The 17,955-nt window shown below is 61.0% G+C and carries 17 protein-coding genes and 1 tRNA gene; 9 read left to right on the top strand and 9 right to left on the bottom strand.

Annotated elements, in window-relative coordinates; all coding sequences use genetic code 11:
* Both Q0L62_RS08330 and Q0L62_RS08325 read right to left on the bottom strand, forming a co-directional pair.
* Positions 1 to 77: transfer RNA gene (locus Q0L62_RS08330), tRNA-Met, on the bottom strand.
* A 64-nt stretch (positions 78 to 141) separates the two neighbouring features.
* Positions 142 to 684 (bottom strand): 2'-5' RNA ligase family protein, encoded by a 543-nt coding sequence (locus Q0L62_RS08325; RefSeq protein ID WP_296678789.1) that lies wholly within the window; start codon positions 682 to 684, stop codon positions 142 to 144.
* Positions 685 to 809: 125 nt separating this feature from the next.
* Here Q0L62_RS08325 and Q0L62_RS08320 point away from each other — a divergent pair, with 125 nt between their 5' ends.
* Both Q0L62_RS08320 and Q0L62_RS08315 read left to right on the top strand, forming a co-directional pair.
* Complete coding sequence (locus Q0L62_RS08320) at positions 810 to 2,771, top strand: alkyl sulfatase dimerization domain-containing protein (protein WP_296678788.1); 1,962 nt, start codon at positions 810 to 812, stop codon at positions 2,769 to 2,771.
* Between the two features lie 19 nt (positions 2,772 to 2,790).
* Positions 2,791 to 3,783 (top strand): aldo/keto reductase, encoded by a 993-nt coding sequence (locus Q0L62_RS08315; protein ID WP_296678787.1) that lies wholly within the window; start codon positions 2,791 to 2,793, stop codon positions 3,781 to 3,783.
* On the opposite strand, the gene mltG is transcribed toward Q0L62_RS08315, so the two are convergent.
* The 4 genes from mltG to aspS all read right to left on the bottom strand — a co-directional run bounded on the left by mltG (position 3,780) and on the right by aspS (position 8,256).
* Entirely contained in the window at positions 3,780 to 4,754 is a 975-nt protein-coding gene (gene mltG, locus Q0L62_RS08310) for an endolytic transglycosylase MltG (protein ID WP_296678800.1), read from the bottom strand. The genes Q0L62_RS08315 and mltG overlap by 4 nt on opposite strands.
* Positions 4,755 to 4,756: 2 nt before the next feature.
* Positions 4,757 to 6,019 (bottom strand): beta-ketoacyl-ACP synthase II, encoded by a 1,263-nt coding sequence (gene fabF, locus Q0L62_RS08305; RefSeq protein ID WP_296678786.1) that lies wholly within the window; start codon positions 6,017 to 6,019, stop codon positions 4,757 to 4,759.
* A gap of 128 nt (positions 6,020 to 6,147) precedes the next feature.
* Positions 6,148 to 6,384 carry an acyl carrier protein gene (locus Q0L62_RS08300; RefSeq protein WP_296678785.1) on the bottom strand — a complete coding sequence of 79 codons (237 nt, stop codon included), beginning with the start codon at positions 6,382 to 6,384 and terminating at the stop codon, positions 6,148 to 6,150.
* A 90-nt stretch (positions 6,385 to 6,474) separates the two neighbouring features.
* Positions 6,475 to 8,256 carry an aspartate--tRNA ligase gene (aspS, locus tag Q0L62_RS08295; RefSeq protein WP_296678784.1) on the bottom strand — a complete coding sequence of 594 codons (1,782 nt, stop codon included), beginning with the start codon at positions 8,254 to 8,256 and terminating at the stop codon, positions 6,475 to 6,477.
* A 116-nt stretch (positions 8,257 to 8,372) separates the two neighbouring features.
* Between aspS and rnd the strand changes: the two genes are divergently transcribed.
* The 3 genes from rnd to Q0L62_RS08280 are packed head-to-tail and all read left to right on the top strand — an operon-like array spanning position 8,373 to position 10,743.
* Positions 8,373 to 9,584, top strand: coding sequence for a ribonuclease D (rnd, locus tag Q0L62_RS08290; RefSeq protein WP_296678782.1), 1,212 nt, complete (start codon positions 8,373 to 8,375; stop codon positions 9,582 to 9,584).
* A complete protein-coding gene (locus Q0L62_RS08285; RefSeq protein WP_296678780.1) occupies positions 9,581 to 10,477 on the top strand; it encodes a hydrogen peroxide-inducible genes activator in 897 nt (298 codons plus the stop codon). Before rnd ends, Q0L62_RS08285 begins: the two co-directional genes overlap by 4 nt.
* Before the next feature lie 11 nt (positions 10,478 to 10,488).
* Positions 10,489 to 10,743 (top strand): SemiSWEET family transporter, encoded by a 255-nt coding sequence (locus tag Q0L62_RS08280; RefSeq protein ID WP_296678778.1) that lies wholly within the window; start codon positions 10,489 to 10,491, stop codon positions 10,741 to 10,743.
* On the opposite strand, the gene pgsA is transcribed toward Q0L62_RS08280, so the two are convergent.
* Positions 10,744 to 11,337, bottom strand: coding sequence for a CDP-diacylglycerol--glycerol-3-phosphate 3-phosphatidyltransferase (gene pgsA, locus Q0L62_RS08275; protein ID WP_296678776.1), 594 nt, complete (start codon positions 11,335 to 11,337; stop codon positions 10,744 to 10,746).
* Positions 11,338 to 11,453: 116 nt separating this feature from the next.
* Between pgsA and Q0L62_RS08270 the strand changes: the two genes are divergently transcribed.
* Complete coding sequence (locus tag Q0L62_RS08270; RefSeq protein WP_296678774.1) at positions 11,454 to 12,764, top strand: MFS transporter; 1,311 nt, start codon at positions 11,454 to 11,456, stop codon at positions 12,762 to 12,764.
* Here Q0L62_RS08270 and Q0L62_RS08265 read toward each other — a convergent pair.
* The gene (locus Q0L62_RS08265; protein ID WP_296678772.1) at positions 12,761 to 12,943 is read right to left on the bottom strand and encodes a hypothetical protein; all 183 of its coding nucleotides are present in this window, start codon (positions 12,941 to 12,943) and stop codon (positions 12,761 to 12,763) included. The genes Q0L62_RS08270 and Q0L62_RS08265 overlap by 4 nt on opposite strands.
* Before the next feature lie 147 nt (positions 12,944 to 13,090).
* Here Q0L62_RS08265 and Q0L62_RS08260 point away from each other — a divergent pair, with 147 nt between their 5' ends.
* Complete coding sequence (locus Q0L62_RS08260; protein ID WP_296678770.1) at positions 13,091 to 14,761, top strand: thiamine pyrophosphate-binding protein; 1,671 nt, start codon at positions 13,091 to 13,093, stop codon at positions 14,759 to 14,761.
* Here Q0L62_RS08260 and Q0L62_RS08255 read toward each other — a convergent pair.
* Positions 14,758 to 15,183, bottom strand: a complete 426-nt coding sequence (locus Q0L62_RS08255) for an EVE domain-containing protein (protein ID WP_296678768.1) — start codon at positions 15,181 to 15,183, stop codon at positions 14,758 to 14,760. The two genes, Q0L62_RS08260 and Q0L62_RS08255, sit on opposite strands and share 4 nt — an antisense overlap.
* Positions 15,184 to 15,245: 62 nt before the next feature.
* On the opposite strand from Q0L62_RS08255, the gene Q0L62_RS08250 reads away from it, so the two are divergent.
* Both Q0L62_RS08250 and Q0L62_RS08245 read left to right on the top strand, forming a co-directional pair.
* Positions 15,246 to 16,184: a 2-oxoglutarate and iron-dependent oxygenase domain-containing protein gene (locus Q0L62_RS08250; RefSeq protein WP_296678766.1), complete on the top strand. Its 939-nt coding sequence runs from the start codon at positions 15,246 to 15,248 to the stop codon at positions 16,182 to 16,184.
* A 107-nt stretch (positions 16,185 to 16,291) separates the two neighbouring features.
* The gene (locus tag Q0L62_RS08245) at positions 16,292 to 17,944 is read left to right on the top strand and encodes an EAL domain-containing protein (RefSeq protein WP_296678764.1); all 1,653 of its coding nucleotides are present in this window, start codon (positions 16,292 to 16,294) and stop codon (positions 17,942 to 17,944) included.
* The last annotated feature ends 11 nt before the right edge of the window (positions 17,945 to 17,955 follow it).

Below are 17,955 nucleotides of genomic sequence, written 5' to 3'. Positions count from 1 at the left end.
TGGTAGCGGAGGAGGGACTCGAACCCCCGACACGCGGATTATGATTCCGCTGCTCTAACCTGCTGAGCTACTCCGCCATACCAAGGCAAGTCAGGGACTGGCCCGGACAGGCGGCGCACATAAGGTGCGGGCACGTGCGGGTCAAGCGTGGTCTTTGCCGCGGAAGGACCACGTGCCCTGCCCCTCCCAATGCGTCACCCGATAGATGTGCAGACCCAGCCCGGTGAAGCGGAAAGCGCGCGGCGAAAAACCGGCGAGTTCGCGCTGCAGCTCGCGCGCTGCCTCGGCCGACACCTTGTTCTGGATAGTGATGTGAAGACGCGGAGTGTGACGGTCCTGCGGAGTAAGCGAGCCGTGAAATCGTTCGGCAATGCGCTGCCGCACTGCCAGCATCTGCGGGCTGCGAATGGCAAGAGCAGTCCCTTTGCCCAGGTTCATCAAGCCTTCGACCACACCATCGGGCGGGGCAAACTGGCCGGCAAAATCGCCCAGCGTCCGCAGCAGTTCTGCGTGCAGCGACGGAGCAAAACTGTGGAACAGGGTGACATGCGCTGAGAGTACGTTGCGTTCGGCAGGAAAGTGCGCGCGGCGCAGGCTATCTCCCCAGGCAAAGATGTCCGGCGGCAATTCGGCAGTGACAATGAACGGTGCGGGCGACGGCATGGAGGGAGGGACTGATGCCATGGCCCGCACCTAATCCCATTAACCATTGCCGTCCAGCTTGGTTCCCGAGCAGCGTTGGGATGCTTAGCGCTTGTCGGCAGACAGTTTGCACGTCAGTCTGCCCGGCAAATAGGGAGGATGGTGCCATGAAAGCGCTTACAACGGCGGCGGCTTTGTGCGGAATGGTTTGCAGCGGATCCATCGGCGCTGAGCAGACCAGGGATTCCCAGGCGAAGCCCGCCAGCCCTGCCACGATTGCCCGCCAGGGCAGCGCCGCTGCTGCTCTCCCGGCCGAGGATGGCCGCGATGCCGATTTTGCGGCGCGCGGGTTTGTGGCCACGCGCAGCGATCCGGTGATCATCGATGCCAAGGGCCGGCCAGTGTGGCGCACCGATGCCTATGCCTTTGTCACCGGCCCCGCCCCCGCCACGGTCAACCCGTCGTTGTGGCGCGAGATGACGCTCCTGAAAAGCGCCGGGCTGTTCGCCGTAACCGAAGGCGTCTGGCAGGTGCGCGGGTTTGACGTATCGAACATGACCGTGGTCAAGGGCGCAACCGGGTGGATTGTGATCGATCCGCTGACCAACCGCGAAACCGCAGCGGCGGCGATGGAACTCGTTAATCGCCAATTGGGCCAGCGACCCGTCAGCGCGGTGATCTACAGCCATAGCCATGCCGACCATTTCGGCGGCGTTCGCGGCGTAATCGACGAGGCTGATGCCGCGGCCCGTAAAGTAGCGATCGTCGCCCCGGCACGTTTTACCGAAGAGACCGCTTCCGAAAATATCATGGCCGGAGTCGCAATGGGCCGCCGCGCCAATTATCAATTTGGCGCAGGCCTGGTACCCGGGCCGCAGGGCCAGGTCGGCAGCGGCATCGGGTTGGCAATACCGGCCGGGGAAATTACGCTGATCGCGCCGACCGACTTGATCGAACGGACCGGGGATACCAGGGTGATCGACGGCGTTGCGATGGAGTTTCAAATTGTTTCGGGCAGCGAAGCACCGTCGGAACTCAACGTCTATATCGCCCCGGCCAAGGCCTTCCTTGCGGCCGAGATATCGACTTGCACATTTCACAATATCCTCACCCCGCGCGGTGCCAAGGTCCGGGATGCGCACGCCTGGGCCGGCTACCTGGATGAAGCTTTGCGCCTTTACGGCACACGCAGCGATGTCGTCTTGTCGAGCCATTGCTGGCCGCGGTTTGGCCGCGGCGAGGTTACTGCGATGCTTGCCTCGCAGCGCGACAATTACCGCTATCTGCACGATCAGACCGTACGGATGATGAACCGGGGCGCGACCATGGTCGAAATTGCGGAAGACCTTAAGCAGCCATCGCAGCTTGCCGCCCAATGGTTCAACCATGGGTACTACGGAACCTACAGCCACAATTCAAAGGCAGTCTATCAGTTCTATCTGGGCTGGTATGACGCCAATCCGTCAAACCTTGATCCCTGGCCGCCGGCCGAACGGGCCAGGAAATCCATTGCTGCGATGGGCGGCACCAGGAAGGTGATCGCCCTGGCGCGCAAGGCGATGGCGGCTGGTGATTACCGCTGGTCATCGGACCTGCTGGGTCAAGCCGTATTTGCCGATCCGGCCAATGCGGCAGCACGCAACCTGTTGGCCGACAGTTATGAACAGCAAGGGTATCAGGCGGAAAGCGCGATATGGCGCAATCAGTTTCTGTCGGCCGCGCGTGATCTGCGCATCGGAGCCAGAGCTAGTACGACTAACACGCAAAGCGCCGATCTGATTGCGGCAGTCCCGACCCAGCTGCTGCTCGATTCGGTTGCGACACGATTTGACCCTGCAAGGTTCGGCCCAGGACAGGCAACGGTCAATCTCATCATGCCCGAACGCCAGGAAAGCGCGAGCGTGGAACTGACGGGTACGACCATGATCGCGCGGATGCAGCCGCAAGCGAACCCGCAGGCCACCATCACGGCACCGCGCCGCGTGTTGCTGGGTCTGCTGTTCCTCAAGCTGCCGCTGAGCCAGCTCGAAATGGCCGGCCTCAAGATCGAAGGGAACCGCGATCTGGCGCAAAAGTGGCTCGACGCGCTTGACCCGCTAACCGCAGGGTTCAACATAGTCGAACCCTGATTGAGGCGGAGATTAGAACATGCAGCATCGCAGCCTTGGCCCTTCCGGCTTGTCCGTTTCCGCGCTCGGCTTAGGCTGCATGGGAATGAGCTGGGCCTACGGCGCAGCACCTGAAAAGACTGCAATGATAGACTTGCTGCGTCAGGCGGTGGAGCTTGGCGTTACCTTCTTTGATACGGCCGAAGTCTATGGGCCGTTTGCCAATGAAGATCTGCTGGGCGAGGCGCTGGAGCCGCTGCGCGATCACGTGGTGATCGCAACGAAGTTCGGCTTTGACCTTAAAGCAGACCCGGCCCAGGGCCCGCGTGCAGACAGCCGGCCCGAACACATCCGCGAAGTGGTTGATGCTTCGCTCAAGCGGCTTCGGACCGACCGGATCGACTTGCTTTATCAGCACCGCGTTGATCCGGCGGTGCCGATCGAGGACGTGGCTGGCACGGTCGGCGAATTGATCCGCGCGGGCAAGGTCAAACACTTTGGTCTATCAGAAGCAGGCGCTGCCACGATCCGCAAAGCACATGCCGTCCAGCCTGTCACGGCCCTGCAAAGCGAGTATTCGCTTTGGCAGCGCGAGGTTGAGGTCGATATTCTTCCCACGCTGCGCGAGCTAGGGATCGGGTTCGTGCCCTACAGTCCGCTGGGACGCGGGTTCTTGACCGGGGCCATCACTGCCGACACCGTCTTCGACAAAGGCGATTTTCGCGCCCGCCTGCCGCGCTTTCAGCAGGACGCGGTCATGGCTAACCAGGCACTGGTCGATCTGGTGCGCACGATCGCCCAGCCGCTGGGCGCTACAGCCGCTCAGGTCGCGCTGGCCTGGCTGCTGGCGCAGGGGGATGACATTGTGCCGATCCCTGGCACGACCAAGCTGGCCCGGCTGGCTGAAAATCTGGGCGCTGTCCATCTTGAACTGGGTGACGAAAACCTGACCGCGCTGGACACTGCCAGCCGCGCCATAGAAATTGTGGGGGCGCGTTATCTGCCTGCCATGGAAGCCATGACAGGACGTTAAAAGTCGCCGCGCGCTTTACGCAGAGTGTACCATTTTTCCACGTTGGCGTTGTGCTGTGCCAGCGTCGAGGCAAACTGGTGCCCGCCGGTTCCGTCCGCGACCATGTAAAGCGCATCGGTCTTGGCCGGGTTCAGCACGGCTTCAATGCTGGCGCGGCCGGGATTGGTGATCGGACCCTTGGGCAGGCCAACCATGGAATAGGTATTGTAATCGTTCACCGCCTGGATTTCAGACTGCCGGATACGGCGGCCCAGCGGCTTGCCCTTGGTGATTGGGTAGATAATCGTCGGATCGGCCTGAAGCATGATCCCCTGGCGCAGCCTGTTGGAATAGAGCCCGGCCACAACCGAACGCTCTGCAGGCTTGCCTGTTTCCTTTTCCACGATGGATGCCAGTGCCAGTGCCTCTTGCGGAGTAGACACAGCGATATCCTTGGCGCGCTTGGCCCACAGTTCGGCCAGCGTCCGCTGCATCGCCGTTTGCATCCGCAGCAGTATGGATTGCCGGCTTTCGCCCTTTCCGATTTCATATGTGTCAGGCAGGATCGATCCTTCGGCCGGAACGTCGACATTGCCCGTCAGGTTCTGCTGCGCCATCAGCCGTTCGTGGACCATGACCGACGGCATGCCCTCTGGTACCGTGACAAACCTGCGCAGAACTTCATCGCCTTGAATAATGCGCAGGATCTTGCCCGGACTGGCCCCCTTGGGCAGCAGGAACTCACCCGCCTTGATCGGCGCTCCGCCTGACAGGATCCGCGCGCGCAGTTTAAAGGCGCTGGCCGATGCGATCGCGCCGTCGCGCTCGAGCTTTGCAGCAACGGACGACAGGCTGGACCCTTCGGGCACGACGAATGCCGTGTCCTTGACCAGCGGCCCGGCCGAATACCATCCGCCGAAAAACCATCCCACTGCGCCAAGCAGCAGCACGCCAGCCAGGATGATCGGCAGGCAGCCCCGCCGCGAACCCAGCATCAGTCTTCGACCGCTTTGACAATCAGAGATGCATTGGTTCCGCCAAAGCCGAACGAATTGTTCAGCGCGGCACGGACCTTGCGCTTTTTGGCGGTGTGCGGCACCAGATCGACGCCTTCGGTGCCTTCATCCGGGTTATCGAGGTTGAGCGTTGGCGGCACGATCTGGTCGCGGATCGCCAGGATACAGAAGATCGTTTCAACCGCTCCGGCCCCGCCCAGCAAGTGGCCGATGGCGGATTTGGTGCTGCTCATCGACGCGCCAGACAGATCATTGCCCAGCACACGCTTGACCGCGCCCAGCTCAATCGTATCGGCCATTGTCGAAGTCCCGTGGGCGTTGACGTAATCAATATCGCCCGGCTCCATCCCGGCCTTGCGCATCGCCATACGCATCGACAGTTCCGCGCCCCGGCCTTCGGGATGCGGGGCAGTTACGTGATAGGCATCGCCCGACAGGCCATAGCCAACGACTTCAGCATAAATTTTTGCCCCGCGCGCCTTGGCGTGTTCGTATTCTTCCAGCACCACAACGCCCGCGCCTTCGCCCAGGACAAATCCGTCACGGTCCTTGTCATAGGGCCGGCTAGCTTGTTCGGGCCGGTCGTTCATGCTGCAATTGAGCGCGCGGGCCTGGGCGAAGCCGGCAATACCAAGCGGATTGATCGTCGATTCCGATCCGCCGGCAAGCATGATGTCGGCATCGTCATCGCGGATCATGCGCGCCGCATCGCCAATTGAATGCGCGCCCGTGGAACAGGCGGTTACAACCGCATGGTTCGGCCCCATCAGCCCGTACCGGATCGAGACCTGGCCGCTGATCAGATTGATGATCCGTCCGTGGACGAAATGCGGGCTGACCCGGCCGGGCCCGCGTTCGTGCAGATTAATCGATTCGAGCTCAATCCCTGGCAACCCGCCGATTCCAGCACCGATCGAAACGCCAGCACGTTCACGCGTTGCTTCGTCAAGCTCGGTAAGGCCGGCATCTTCAAGTGCCTGACCAGCCGCATCAAGCCCATAGACGATGAACGGATCGACCTGGCGTTGAATCTTGGGATCGATCCGCTTGTCGGGGTCAAACCCGTACTCGTGGTCCTTGCCCTTTACCTCGCAAGCGATCGTCGCCTTTTGGTTAGAAGCGTCGAAGCGGGTGATCGGCCCTGCCCCGCTCTTGCCGGAAATCAGGTTGGCCCAGGTCGTCTCAACATCGGCGCCCAGGGGGGTGACAAGGCCAAGACCGGTTACGACAACACGGCGCATTCGCATCTCCAAGCTTGTAAAATGCAACAGGCCCAGCCCGTTATGGGCTGAGCCTGTCAAAGGCCTTCAGGTCCGTCAACGGCGCAGCCATGGCTGTCACCAGACGGGATGGCCAAAGGCCAGGGCTATCAGCCCTTGTGATCGTCGATGTATTTGATCGCATCCGTGACGGTGCTGATCTTCTCAGCCGCATCGTCGGGGATTTCGACGCCGAATTCTTCTTCGAAGGCCATGACCAGTTCGACAATGTCGAGGCTGTCAGCGCCCAGATCATCGATAAAGCTGGCATCTTCGGTGACCTTGTCGGCTTCGACGCCAAGATGCTCAACGACGATTTTCTTAACGCGGTCGGCGGTGTCGCTCATGGATTATTCCCTTCGTGAACGGCAGATAAACAGATGTTGCACAGCGCCCTAAAGAACGGCGCGGACTAAGGCAAGAGGGGGGCAAGCAACTTACCCTTTGGGCGGCTCAACGATACGTATGTGGAGCTCGCGAAGTGCCTTTGGCTCGGGCATCGACGGCGCGCCCATCAGCAGGTCTTCGGCGCGCTGGTTCATCGGGAACAGCGTGATTTCGCGAAGGTTCTGCACCCCGCACAGCAGCATGACCATGCGATCGACCCCGGCGGCCATGCCCCCGTGCGGCGGCGCGCCGAATTGGAACGCGCGGTACATCCCGCCGAAACGTTCCTCGACATCGGCCTGGCTAAGCCCGGTCAGCTCGAACGCCTTGACCATCAGGTCAGGATGCTGGTTGCGGATCGAACCCGAGGCAAGTTCATACCCGTTGCAGACCATGTCGTACTGAAAGGCCTTGATCGTCAGCGGATCTTGCGTTTCCAACGCCTCCAGCCCGCCCTGCGGCATCGAGAACGGGTTGTGCGCGAAATCGACCTTCTTGTTATCCTCATCCCATTCGTAGAACGGAAAGTCGATGATCCAGCAAAACCGGAAGGCATCCTTGTCGATCAGGTCGAGCTGCTCGCCCACGCGAGAGCGCGCAGCACCGGCCAACTTGGCAGCCTGGGCTTCGTTCCCGGCCGCAAAAAACGCACCGTCGTCAGGGCCCAGCCCAAGCGAATCCCATAATGCCGCCATCTTGTCAGCACCGTGGTTCTTGGCGATCGGACCACCGAACTCGCCCTGCTTGCGCGTGGCATAACCCAGCCCGGCATGGCCTTCGCTGCGCGCCCATTCGTTCATGTCATCGAAGAACTTGCGGCTGAGGCCAGCAGTGTTTGGCGCGGGGATCAGTCGCACAGACCCTCCGCCGCCGACGATCTTTTCGAACAGACCAAAGCCTGACGCGGTAAACTCGGCCGTCACATCGCGGATGATCAGCGGATTACGCAGATCGGGCTTGTCGGTGCCGTAGTCGAGCATCGCCTGGGCATAGGGGATGCGAGGAAACTGGCCCGCGGGGGTCACGGCCTTGCCATCGGCGAACTTTTCAAAGACCCCGGCCATCACCGGCTCCATCGTATCCCACACTTCTTCCTGGGTGACGAAGCTCATTTCAAGGTCGAGCTGGTAGAACTCGCCCGGCAGACGGTCTGCGCGCGGATCTTCATCGCGAAAGCACGGCGCGATCTGGAAATAGCGGTCAAACCCCGCCACCATCAGCAGCTGCTTGTACTGCTGCGGCGCCTGCGGCAGCGCAAAGAACTTGCCCGCATGGATGCGGCTTGGCACCAGAAAGTCACGCGCGCCTTCTGGCGAGGATGCGGTGAGGATCGGGGTCGAATATTCGGTGAAACCGATCGCCTCCATCTGACGCCGCGTTTCCGAAATGATCTGCGTCCGTTTGACTATATTGGCATGGAGCGTTTCGCGCCGCAGGTCGAGGAAACGGTATCGCAGTCGCACGTCCTCGGGATATTCCTGCTCGCCCGCCACCGGCAGAGGCAGTTCCTCGGCGCGGCTCAGCACAGTCGCGTCCCTGGCATAGACTTCGATCGCGCCCGTCGGCAGATTGGCATTGACGGTGCCTTCACTGCGGGCCTTGGCCATGCCGTCAATGGTCACGACTGATTCCACGCGGGCGCCCTCCAGCACGGCCAGCGCCGGGCTGTCGACGTCGGCCACGATCTGGGTCAGGCCGTAATGATCGCGCAGGTCAACGAACAGTACGCCGCCATGGTCGCGCTTGCGGTGAATCCAGCCCGACAGGCGGACAGTCTGGCCCACGTCATCAGCGCGCAGCGCGCCACAGGTGTGCGAACGATAAAGATGCATCGAAACTCTTTCCAATCGGCCCACTTTGATGCAGGGGCGAAAGCGCGGGCTAACAGGCGAATCCCGCGCTTTTGTCAAGCCGAGGCCCCGCACGGGGTCACCTACAGAAAAGAACGATGAAGATACACCCATTGATTACCACGTCGGCCGCGCTGGCAGACCTGTGTACGCGCCTGGCCCAGGCCGATTTCATCTGCGTGGACACCGAGTTCATGCGCGAGAACACCTATTGGCCCGAACTGTGCCTGATTCAGGTGGCGGATGAACATGAAGCCGCCGCGATCGATCCGCTGGCCAAGGACATCGACATGACCCCGCTGCTCGACCTTCTGGTCGACAATGAGGATGTGCTCAAGGTTTTCCACGCTGGCGGCCAGGATGTGGAAATCATCTACAACCTGACCGGACGCACCCCGCACCCGATCTTCGACACGCAGATCGCAATGATGGCAATCAGCCAGAGCGAGCAGATCGGTTATTCCAATCTGGTCGAATCGTGGCAGGGCATTGTCGTCGACAAAGGCGCACGCTTTACCGATTGGTCGCGCCGCCCGCTTACCGAACGGCAAATTGAATATGCCATCGGCGATGTGACCCATCTGGCCAAGATTTTCCCCAAGATCCTGGGCCGGCTGAAAAAGACCGGCCGCGGGGTTTGGCTCAACATCGAAATGGAAAAGCTGGCCGATCCGGCCGGTTACCGCAATGATCCCACCCTGTCGTGGCAACGGATCAAAGCGGCGGGCCGCAACCCCGCCATGCTCGGGCGGCTCAAATCAATCGCGCAGTGGCGCGAACTGGAAGCGCAGGACAAGAACATCCCGCGCGGCCGCATTGCCCGCGACGAGACCGTGGCCGACATTGCCAGCCATCCGCCCAAAAAGCAGGAAGACCTGGCCAAGGTCCGCGGGCTGTCACCGGGCTGGAAGGATAACGAAATCGGCCGGCGCCTGATGGCGGCAATCGAGAACGCGGTCCCACTATCCGATGATGAATTGCCCCCGCGCACCCCGCGCGGCGCGCCACTGGGCAAGGAAGGGGCGCTGGTCGCCGACCTGCTCAAGCTGCTGCTCAAGATCCGCAGCCGCGAAATCGACGTCGCCGCCCGCTTGCTGGCGCGCAGCGAGGATCTGGAACTGCTGGCCGCCGGCGTGCGCGAATTGCCGCTGCTGGAAGGCTGGCGTTACGACGTCTTTGGCCGCGATGCCCTGGAACTCGTCGAAGGCAAGCTGGCTTTCGCGGTGGTCAAGGGCCGGATGAAAATGGCGCATATCGACGAAATTGGCAGCCGGGCTGAACCTTCGGCGGAAGACGCCCCAGCAGAATGAGCGCCTATCTGCCCACGCTCAAGCAGCTGCAATATCTGGTTGCACTGCACGAGCATGGGCATTTCGGCCGGGCCGCTGATGCCAGTTTCGTCTCCCAATCGACCCTTTCAGCGGGCCTGCGCGATCTTGAAACGCTGCTGGGCACTACGCTGGTCGAACGCACCAAGCGCGCGGTGCGCTTTACGCCCCTGGGAAATCAGGTGGTTGCCAAAGCCCACCGACTGCTGCGAGAGGCAGAGGAACTGTCCGACATGGTCCGTTCTGCGGGCCAGCCATTGTCAGGCGAAGTGCGGATGAGCGTGATCCCCACCATTGCCCCGTTCCTGCTACCGCGGATGCTGCCGCGCCTGCGCCGCGAACGCCCGCAACTGAAACTGTACCTGCGTGAGGAAACCAGTGCGGCGGCAATCGAATCGCTCCACCACGGCCGTTCGGACTGTGTGTTGCTTGCCCTGCCTTTTCCGACCGGCGAGGTGGAAAAGGAAGTGATTGAACTCGACGCGCTGTGGGTCGCGTTCCCGAAAGACGATCCGCGCGATCCGCCCGAGGAAATCAACCCCGACCTTATCGACGAAAACCGTTTGCTGCTGCTGGAAGACGGGCATTGCCTGAAAGAACACGCTCTTGCAGCCTGCAACCGGCCCGAATTGCGCGCCAGTGCAACCATGATCGGGACAAGCCTTCACACCCTGGTGCAGATGGTAGACAATGGTCTGGGCCTGACCATGCTGCCCGAAATGGCAATCGACGCGGGTATTCTTAATGGCACGAACGTCATTGCCCGGCCGCTCAAGAGCGATAATGCCAACCGCGAGATTGCGCTGGTCTGGCGCAAGAACTCACCGCGCGGAGACGAGTTCAGACTGCTGGCAGAAGAATTACGTGCGGGCTGAAAGGTCGAACTGTGGCGGCTGTTGAACTGCTTGGTTATGTCGCATCGCTTGCCTCGGGCGGCGCCTTTCTGCCCCAAGCAGTCAAGGCATTGCGCACCCGCAAAACCAGCGATCTGTCTTTGATAGCTGTGTCCCTGGGCGCGGCAGGAACTGTCTTGTGGGCAGCCTACGGCCTGATGATCGGCAGCGGCCCGGTGACCATATCGAATATCGTCGTCATGCCTTTTGCCCTTGCCACGCTGGCTATGAAACTGCGCGCAGGATGATCAATCCATGAACTTCAGGCCAACCCGAAGGTAATCCCACCCGGTTATCACCGTCAGTGCGGCAGCGAGCCACAACGTGGTCAGACCCACGGTGTGCGGCACGTTCATGGCAAGGCCGCCCAACGTCATGTTCCACCAAGGCAGCGCGTGACCCAGGATCAGCGCGCCCAGGCACACCATCTGAAACGTCGTTTTCCATTTGGCGAGGCGGCTGACCGGCATGGAAACCTGCAGCCCGCCCAGAAACTCACGCAAGCCCGAAACCGCGATCTCGCGTGCCAGGATGATCAGTCCGGCGATTACGTGCATGTCCCCTACAAAAGGACCGCGCAGCACGCCTTGGGCGGCAAGCACCAGAATTACCGTTGCCACCATGATCTTGTCTGCAATGGGATCCAGAAAGATGCCCAGCTTGCTGACCGTCCCGCTTGACCGGGCAAGATAGCCGTCGAAATAATCGGTAATGCCCATCAGGCAGTAAAGCACAAAGGCCAGCAGGTAGCCGGATTGCCATTCCGGCCACCACAGCAGGAAGGCCAATAACGGCAGAGTGACGATCCGCGACAGCGTGAGGATGTTGGGCAGCGACAGCATCGGCGCCACCCTTAGCCCGGAAGGCGCCGGTGCAAAAGAGTGCCAAGGCCTCTTGTCCGCAGCCGCAGCAACGCTAGGGTCCGCCGCGCACCCCGGGGCTGCCGCAAAGCGAGTTCATGACAACCCAGACCCATTTGATTCACAGTCGGCGCTTCCTGCCGCTGTTCGCGACCCAGCTGCTTGGCGCTTTCAACGACAACCTTTTCAAGAACGCGATGGTGCTGTTCGTCGTCTACAGCGTCTACCAGTCAGAACAGGCCGAAGGGCTGTTCAGCGCCGTGGCTTCGGGCGTCTTCATCCTGCCGTTCTTCATCCTTTCGGCAATTTCCGGTCAGCTTGCCGATATGCGCGACAAGGCCCGGATCATCCGCATCGTCAAGGCGGCGGAAATCGGCATAATGTCCGTCGGGGCTATCGGCTTGCTGCTCGCATGGAAGGGGCTCCTGGTTACCGGCGTGGCCATCCCGCTGATGATGCTGGCGCTACTGGGTATGGGCGTCCATTCGACATTCTTTGGCCCGATCAAATACGCCATCCTGCCCCAGCACCTTCATGCAGGCGAAGTGCTGGCAGGGACCGGCCTGGTTGAAGCGGGTACATATGTCGCGATCCTGGCGGGCACCATCGTGGCCGGCTGGATTCCGGTTGAATGGGCCGCAGCGGGCGTGGTTTTCACCGCGATTGTAGGCTATTTCGTAAGCCGGCAGGTTCCCCCTGCCCCCCCGTTTCACGAGCCCGAACCGCTCGATTATCATTTCATCCGCGCCTCGATCGATCTGGTGCGCAACACCAGCCATGACCGGCGCGTGTTTCTGGCTATCATGGCGATCAGCTTTTTCTGGACCATCGGCGCGGTGCTGTTCGTGCAGTTTCCGCCGCTGGCCAAAAACGTGCTGACCGCCAGCAAGGAAGTCGCCAGCCTGTTCTTGGTAATTTTCTCGATCGGTGTTGCAGTCGGATCGATGTCGGTCAATGCGCTGCTCAAGGGCACCGTTTCAGCGCGCTATTCACCGCCCTCGGTAGTGCTGATGGGACTGTTCGTGGTGGGCTTTTTCTTTGTGTGCCGGCAATGGGTGCCGCATCCCGAAAACGATTTGATGGACGTGCAAACGTTCATCGATCAGCCGCTGGCCGTCGCGCTGATGATCTGTCTGCTGGGAATAGCCGTCGCTGGCGGGATGTTCGTGGTCCCGCTCTATGCTTTTCTGACAACCTTTGTTGACAAGTCCCAGACATCGCGGACCATCGCGGCCAACAACATCGTGAACTCTGGCGCAATGGTAATCGGATCACTGATGGCCAGCGGACTGTCGTTTGGCGGTGTGCCAATTGTCCACCAGCTGCTGCTCAGCGCCGCGATGTGCCTGGTATCTGCCTGGATCGCAGCGCAGCTGGTAAAAGCTGAGCGCGCGGCGGCCATCGCCTAACCGAAATAGACGGCTGCCGCTACAAAGCTGGCGCTGTACATCGCTGCCACGTCTTTCAGATCGCCCAACCGCCAGCGGTTTGACGAAACGGGAACGACGCCCTGACGAACATGGGGGGGAAGACTGGCGCGGAACGGGTGCCGGGCAGCCTCATCGGTCAGGACAAGAGTTCTTCTCATGAAGACAAGTTAAGACTTTCTTCACCATCCAACTACCCGGAAAATCGTGGTTAATCTCCACATTCCCGCTCTGGCACAGTAACCATTCCCGGTCACCATGGCGCGCCCTGCGTTGCCCCGGCGCGGCTTGCCCGCTACATCCCGCAAATGACCGAAACCACAGCTATCACCGGCGGGCGTTTGCTCGTCGATTGCCTGGTCGCACAAGGCTGCGACCGCATCTTCACCGTGCCGGGGGAAAGCTTCCTTGCCGTGCTCGATGCGCTGCACGACACGCCGCAGGTGCAGACCGTAATCTGCCGCCAGGAAGGCGGCGCGGCGTTCATGGCCTGCGCCGACGGAACCATGACTGGCCGGCCCGGAGTCTGCTTTGTCACCCGCGGCCCTGGCGCCACCAATGCTTCGATCGGCGCGCATGTGGCGCTCCAGGATTCGCAGCCGATGCTGCTGTTTATTGGCGATGTAGACCGCGCAATGAAAGACCGCGAAGGTTTTCAGGAGGTCGATTTCGGACAGATGTTCGCGCCGCTGGCCAAGCTGGTGCTGCGCATCGACGATCCGCGCCGTATCCCCGAATACGTTGCCCGCGCCTGGTCTACTGCGCTGGCAGGTCGCCCCGGCCCGGTAGTGATCGCCCTGCCCGAAGACATGCTGCTGGAAACGGTGAGCGCAGTGTCTCCGCGCCCGTCGATCCATCGGCCGGCTCAGCCGCCCTGCCCCGATGCCATGGCCACACTGATGCAGATGATCGCCGATGCCGCCGCGCCTGTCGCCATTGTCGGCGGCGCAGGCTGGCACGCCAAGGCGCGCGAACATTTCACCGCCTTTGCCGAGCGAATCGGATTGCCCGTGGCCGGCGCGTTCCGCCGCCAGGACGCGATTTCAAACGCCAGCAATGTCTGGGCCGGCAACCTGGGCTATGGTCCCGGTCCCAAACTGGTTGAACGGATCAAGCAGGCCGATCTGGTTCTGGCCATCGGCGCCCGGCTGGGCGAGGCGACGACCGACAGCTACACGCTGATCACGCCGGATCATCCAGATCAGATCCTGGTCCACGTCCACCCCGATCCCGAGGAACTGGGCCGGGTCTACCGTCCCGATCTGGCGATCTGCGCCGACATGGCCGAGTTTGCCGAAGTCGCGGCGCTGTGGGACGACGATGTCCTGCCATTCGATGCAGGCGAAGCTGCGCACATGGAATGGCTTGACTGGACTACGGCCAAGCCTGCGCCTTTCGCGCTCGACATGGCGGCCTGCGTCACTGCAATGCGCCAAACCTGGCCCGATGATACGATCATCTGCAACGGCGCGGGCAATTTTTCAGGCTGGTGGCATCGCTATTGGCATTACAACGGTTTTCCCGTGCAGCTTGCCCCCACCGCCGGGGCGATGGGATATGGCGTTCCCGCAGCCGTGGCCGCCGCACTGCGCTATCCCGAACGGCAAGTCGTGGCGCTGGCGGGTGACGGCGATTTCCTGATGAACGGGCAGGAACTGGCCACCGCCATGCAGTACGGCTGTGACCTGACCGTGATCCTGATCGACAATGGCACCTACGGCACGATCCGGATGCATCAGGAACGCGAGTTTCCCCGCCGGATTTCCGGCACTACGCTGCACAACCCGGATTTCGCCGCTTTGGCGCGCGCTTTTGGCGGCTGGGCCGAGCGGGTGGAAACCACCGCCGCGTTTACCGCGGCCCTGGCCGAAGCGCAGCACCGCAAGGGCCTGCGCCTGATCCATGCGCTGATCGAGATCGAGCAGCTGAGCGCAGGCGGCGCGACAATATCTGGCTTGCAAGCGCGGGCGCAACCCTAGGCAGCGCGTTCCGACAGTTTGAGCACATGCTTCCATTCCGCCGGCTTGACCGCCGACACGGAGAGCCGGAACTTGGTCAGAAGATCCATGTCGGCCAGCGCCTTGTCGGCCTTGATCTCTTTGAGCGTAACGGGCCGGGTCAGCTTGCGCATGGGCTTTAGCTTCACGGCAGACCAGCGTCCTGTATCATCCGTCGGGTCCGGAATGTTGGATGCCGTAATTTCCGCTATTCCAACGATTTCCAGCCCGATGTTGGAATGATAGAAAAATACCTGATCGCCTGGCTGCATTGCCCGCAGATTAAGGCGCGCGGTGTAATTGCGGACCCCGTCCCAGGTGCCCTCACCCTCTGTCACCAGATCATCCCAGCTATAGACGTCGGGTTCCGATTTCATCAGCCAGTAGGATGTCTTTTTGCTCATGCCACCACTCAAAAAACGGTCTATGCGCGCGCCATAGACAGATTCTTCCGGACACGTCCACCATGCCACTCGATACCCTGCCCGTACTTTCCCTGAATGACGACAAAGCCAGCTTTGCCCAGGCCATCGGTGAAAGCTTTCGCACCTTCGGTTTTGCCCTGGTCAAGGATTTCGCCATTGATCGCGATCTGATCGATCGTGCGTGGACGCTCTCGGAACGCTTCTTCGCGCTGCCTGATGCCGAAAAGCGGGGCTACCATGATCCGTCGATTGGCGGCGCGCGCGGCTATACTCCGTTCGGAATAGAAATCGCCAAGGATGCCAAGCATCACGACCTGAAAGAGTTCTGGCACGTCGGGCGCGACCTGCCGCCCGGCAGCCCGCTGGCTGACGCTTCGATGCCGCCGAACGTATGGCCAGCCCGGCCCGAAGGCTTTCACGAAGTTTTCAGCGAGCTGTACCGTCAGTTTGACGCTACAGGTGCCACGATCCTGTCGGCAATCGCGCTCTATCTCGGGCTGGACGAAAATTGGTTCGACAAGGGCATCGCAGAGGGCAATTCGGTCATGCGGCTGCTGCACTATCCTCCGCTCAAGAACCTAGAGGGCGAAGCGATCCGCGCCGGCGCCCACGGTGATATCAACCTTATCACGCTGCTGCTTGGCGCCGAAGAAGCCGGCCTTGAACTGCTGGGCAAGGACGGCCAGTGGATCAGCGCATCGCCCCCGGAAGGCGCGATGGTGATAAACGTTGGCGACATGCTGGAGCGCATGACCAATCATGTCCTGCCCTCCACCATTCACCGGGTGCGCAATCCCAATCCCGAACGCGCCGCTTTCAGCCGCTATTCGATGCCATTTTTCCTGCACCTGCGCAGCGATTTCCCAATTTCCACACTGCCCCAGTGCGTAAGCGCAAGCAATCCGGACCGCTATCCCGAACCGATCCTTGCGGATGACTTCCTGCAGCAGCGCCTGCGTGAAATCGGTCTGAAGAAGTAGCCGCCGCAGTCCCGGCTGGGCGTTGAACCGACCGCTTTAACAAACCTTTCAGCAAAAGCTGCCAATATCGCCTGCAAACAGAAGCAGGGGCGATCGCCATTTCCGTGATGGGGCACGACACGACAAGGGACAGCCAAGGCGATGCGGCCGCTAGCCGCAGCGCCAGTCGGGACCTGTTGACGCTGGGCACCGTAATGGCTGCCCTGGTGTTGCTGATCGGAACCGGAAGCACGGTCGTACCCAATGCGATAGCTACCCTGGCCGGCCGCGGGACCGAGCCGGACAACCTTCTGGCAACGACGTTCCTTCTGAACATCGCGCTGATCGTGTTCGGCTGGCGCCGTTACCGCGACCTGGTTGGCGAAGTGCGCGAACGGCGCAACGCCGAAGAGCAGGCGCGTATCCTGGCCGAAACTGATCCTTTGACCGGCTGCCTCAATCGCCGTTCGATCGGGCCGGCGACAGACCGTCTTATTGCCGACGCTTCATCGAGGGGCGAAGTCGTTGCATTTATCATGCTCGACCTGGACAATTTCAAGCAGGTCAATGATCTTCACGGCCACGCGTCCGGTGATGCGCTGCTAAACGAAACGGCGCGGCGGATTTCACGGCTGTTGCCCAGCGGCGGCCAACTGGCACGGATCGGCGGCGACGAGTTTGCCTGCATAGTGCCGTTTATCAGCTCTCAGTACGAAGCGATCGACCGCCTTGCGGAAAAGCTGATCGAAGCTGTCGCCGAACCGCTGGTTATCGATACCTTGTCGATTGAAGCGTCCATTTCGATCGGGGTTACCCGCAGCGATACAGATGGTGCCCGGCACAGTGCACAGGCACTGCTGCACATGGCGGATATAGCCATGTATCATGCCAAAAAACACGGCCGGAATCGCCATTACTGGTTCGAGGCGAGCATGGAGAGTGAACTGCGTTTTCGCAGCGAACTGGAGACCGGAATCCGCCGCGGCCTGGCCAATGATGAGTTCGTGCCATATTACGAAAAGCAGATTGATCTGGCCACCGGCGATCTGGTCGGCTTTGAAATGCTCGCGCGCTGGAACTCGCCGTCGCTGGGGGTGGTCAGCCCGGAACTTTTCATTACCATTGCCGAGGAAATCGGCGTCATCGCCCAGCTATCCGAGATGCTTATTCGCAAGGCGATCGGCGATGCACGCACGTGGAATCCGCAACTGACTCTGTCGGTGAACATTTCACCGGTGCAACTGCGCGATCCATGGTTTGCGCAAAAGCTTTTGAAACTGCTGGTCGAAGGCAATTTTCCGCCCAGCCGCTTTGAAATTGAGGTGACGGAAAGCTGCCTGCACGAGAATATCGGACTGGTCCGCTCGATGATAACGAGCCTTAAAAACCAGGGCATCCGCGTCAGCCTGGATGATTTTGGCACAGGATACAGCTCTTTGTCGCAGCTTCGCTCCTTGCCATTCGACCGGATAAAGATCGACCGAAGCTTTGTTACCAATCTGCCCGAAAACAAGGAAAGTGCGACGATCGTCAAGACCATTGCCGCCTTGGGCAAAGGCCTGGGACTGCCTATCACGGTAGAGGGTGTGGAAAACGAAGCGGTGCTGCGCGAGTTGAGCCGCTATGGCACGTTCAAGGCACAGGGTTATCTCTACGGTTTCCCGGAACCGTCCGATCGCACTGCTGCTGAACTGGCCCAGCTCAATCTGCTGCTTGAAGCGCCCATCCCGTCTGATGATGACGCGGACTATGGCAGCAATGACCGGGCCGCCCTGGGCTGATCCTGCGCAGA

This window comes from Novosphingobium sp., from assembly GCF_024642085.1.
Classification (GTDB): domain Bacteria; phylum Pseudomonadota; class Alphaproteobacteria; order Sphingomonadales; family Sphingomonadaceae; genus Novosphingobium.
Note: the sequence above shows the minus strand (reverse complement) of the source record. Positions and strands in the feature narration are given on the sequence as shown.

Bases quoted from the DNA above. Each gene is read 5' to 3' on its own strand.
- Q0L62_RS08325 (WP_296678789.1), bottom strand. From the start codon at position 684: ATGGCATCAGTCCCTCCCTCCATGCCGTCGCCCGCACCGTTCATTGTC.
- Q0L62_RS08320 (WP_296678788.1), top strand. From the start codon at position 810: ATGAAAGCGCTTACAACGGCGGCGGCTTTGTGCGGAATGGTTTGCAGC.
- Q0L62_RS08315 (WP_296678787.1), top strand. From the start codon at position 2,791: ATGCAGCATCGCAGCCTTGGCCCTTCCGGCTTGTCCGTTTCCGCGCTC.
- fabF (WP_296678786.1), bottom strand. From the start codon at position 6,019: ATGCGCCGTGTTGTCGTAACCGGTCTTGGCCTTGTCACCCCCCTGGGC.
- Q0L62_RS08300 (WP_296678785.1), bottom strand. From the start codon at position 6,384: ATGAGCGACACCGCCGACCGCGTTAAGAAAATCGTCGTTGAGCATCTT.
- aspS (WP_296678784.1), bottom strand. From the start codon at position 8,256: ATGCATCTTTATCGTTCGCACACCTGTGGCGCGCTGCGCGCTGATGAC.
- rnd (WP_296678782.1), top strand. From the start codon at position 8,373: ATGAAGATACACCCATTGATTACCACGTCGGCCGCGCTGGCAGACCTG.
- Q0L62_RS08285 (WP_296678780.1), top strand. From the start codon at position 9,581: ATGAGCGCCTATCTGCCCACGCTCAAGCAGCTGCAATATCTGGTTGCA.
- pgsA (WP_296678776.1), bottom strand. From the start codon at position 11,337: ATGCTGTCGCTGCCCAACATCCTCACGCTGTCGCGGATCGTCACTCTG.
- Q0L62_RS08270 (WP_296678774.1), top strand. From the start codon at position 11,454: ATGACAACCCAGACCCATTTGATTCACAGTCGGCGCTTCCTGCCGCTG.
- Q0L62_RS08265 (WP_296678772.1), bottom strand. From the start codon at position 12,943: ATGAGAAGAACTCTTGTCCTGACCGATGAGGCTGCCCGGCACCCGTTC.
- Q0L62_RS08260 (WP_296678770.1), top strand. From the start codon at position 13,091: ATGACCGAAACCACAGCTATCACCGGCGGGCGTTTGCTCGTCGATTGC.
- Q0L62_RS08255 (WP_296678768.1), bottom strand. From the start codon at position 15,183: ATGAGCAAAAAGACATCCTACTGGCTGATGAAATCGGAACCCGACGTC.
- Q0L62_RS08250 (WP_296678766.1), top strand. From the start codon at position 15,246: ATGCCACTCGATACCCTGCCCGTACTTTCCCTGAATGACGACAAAGCC.
- Q0L62_RS08245 (WP_296678764.1), top strand. From the start codon at position 16,292: ATGGGGCACGACACGACAAGGGACAGCCAAGGCGATGCGGCCGCTAGC.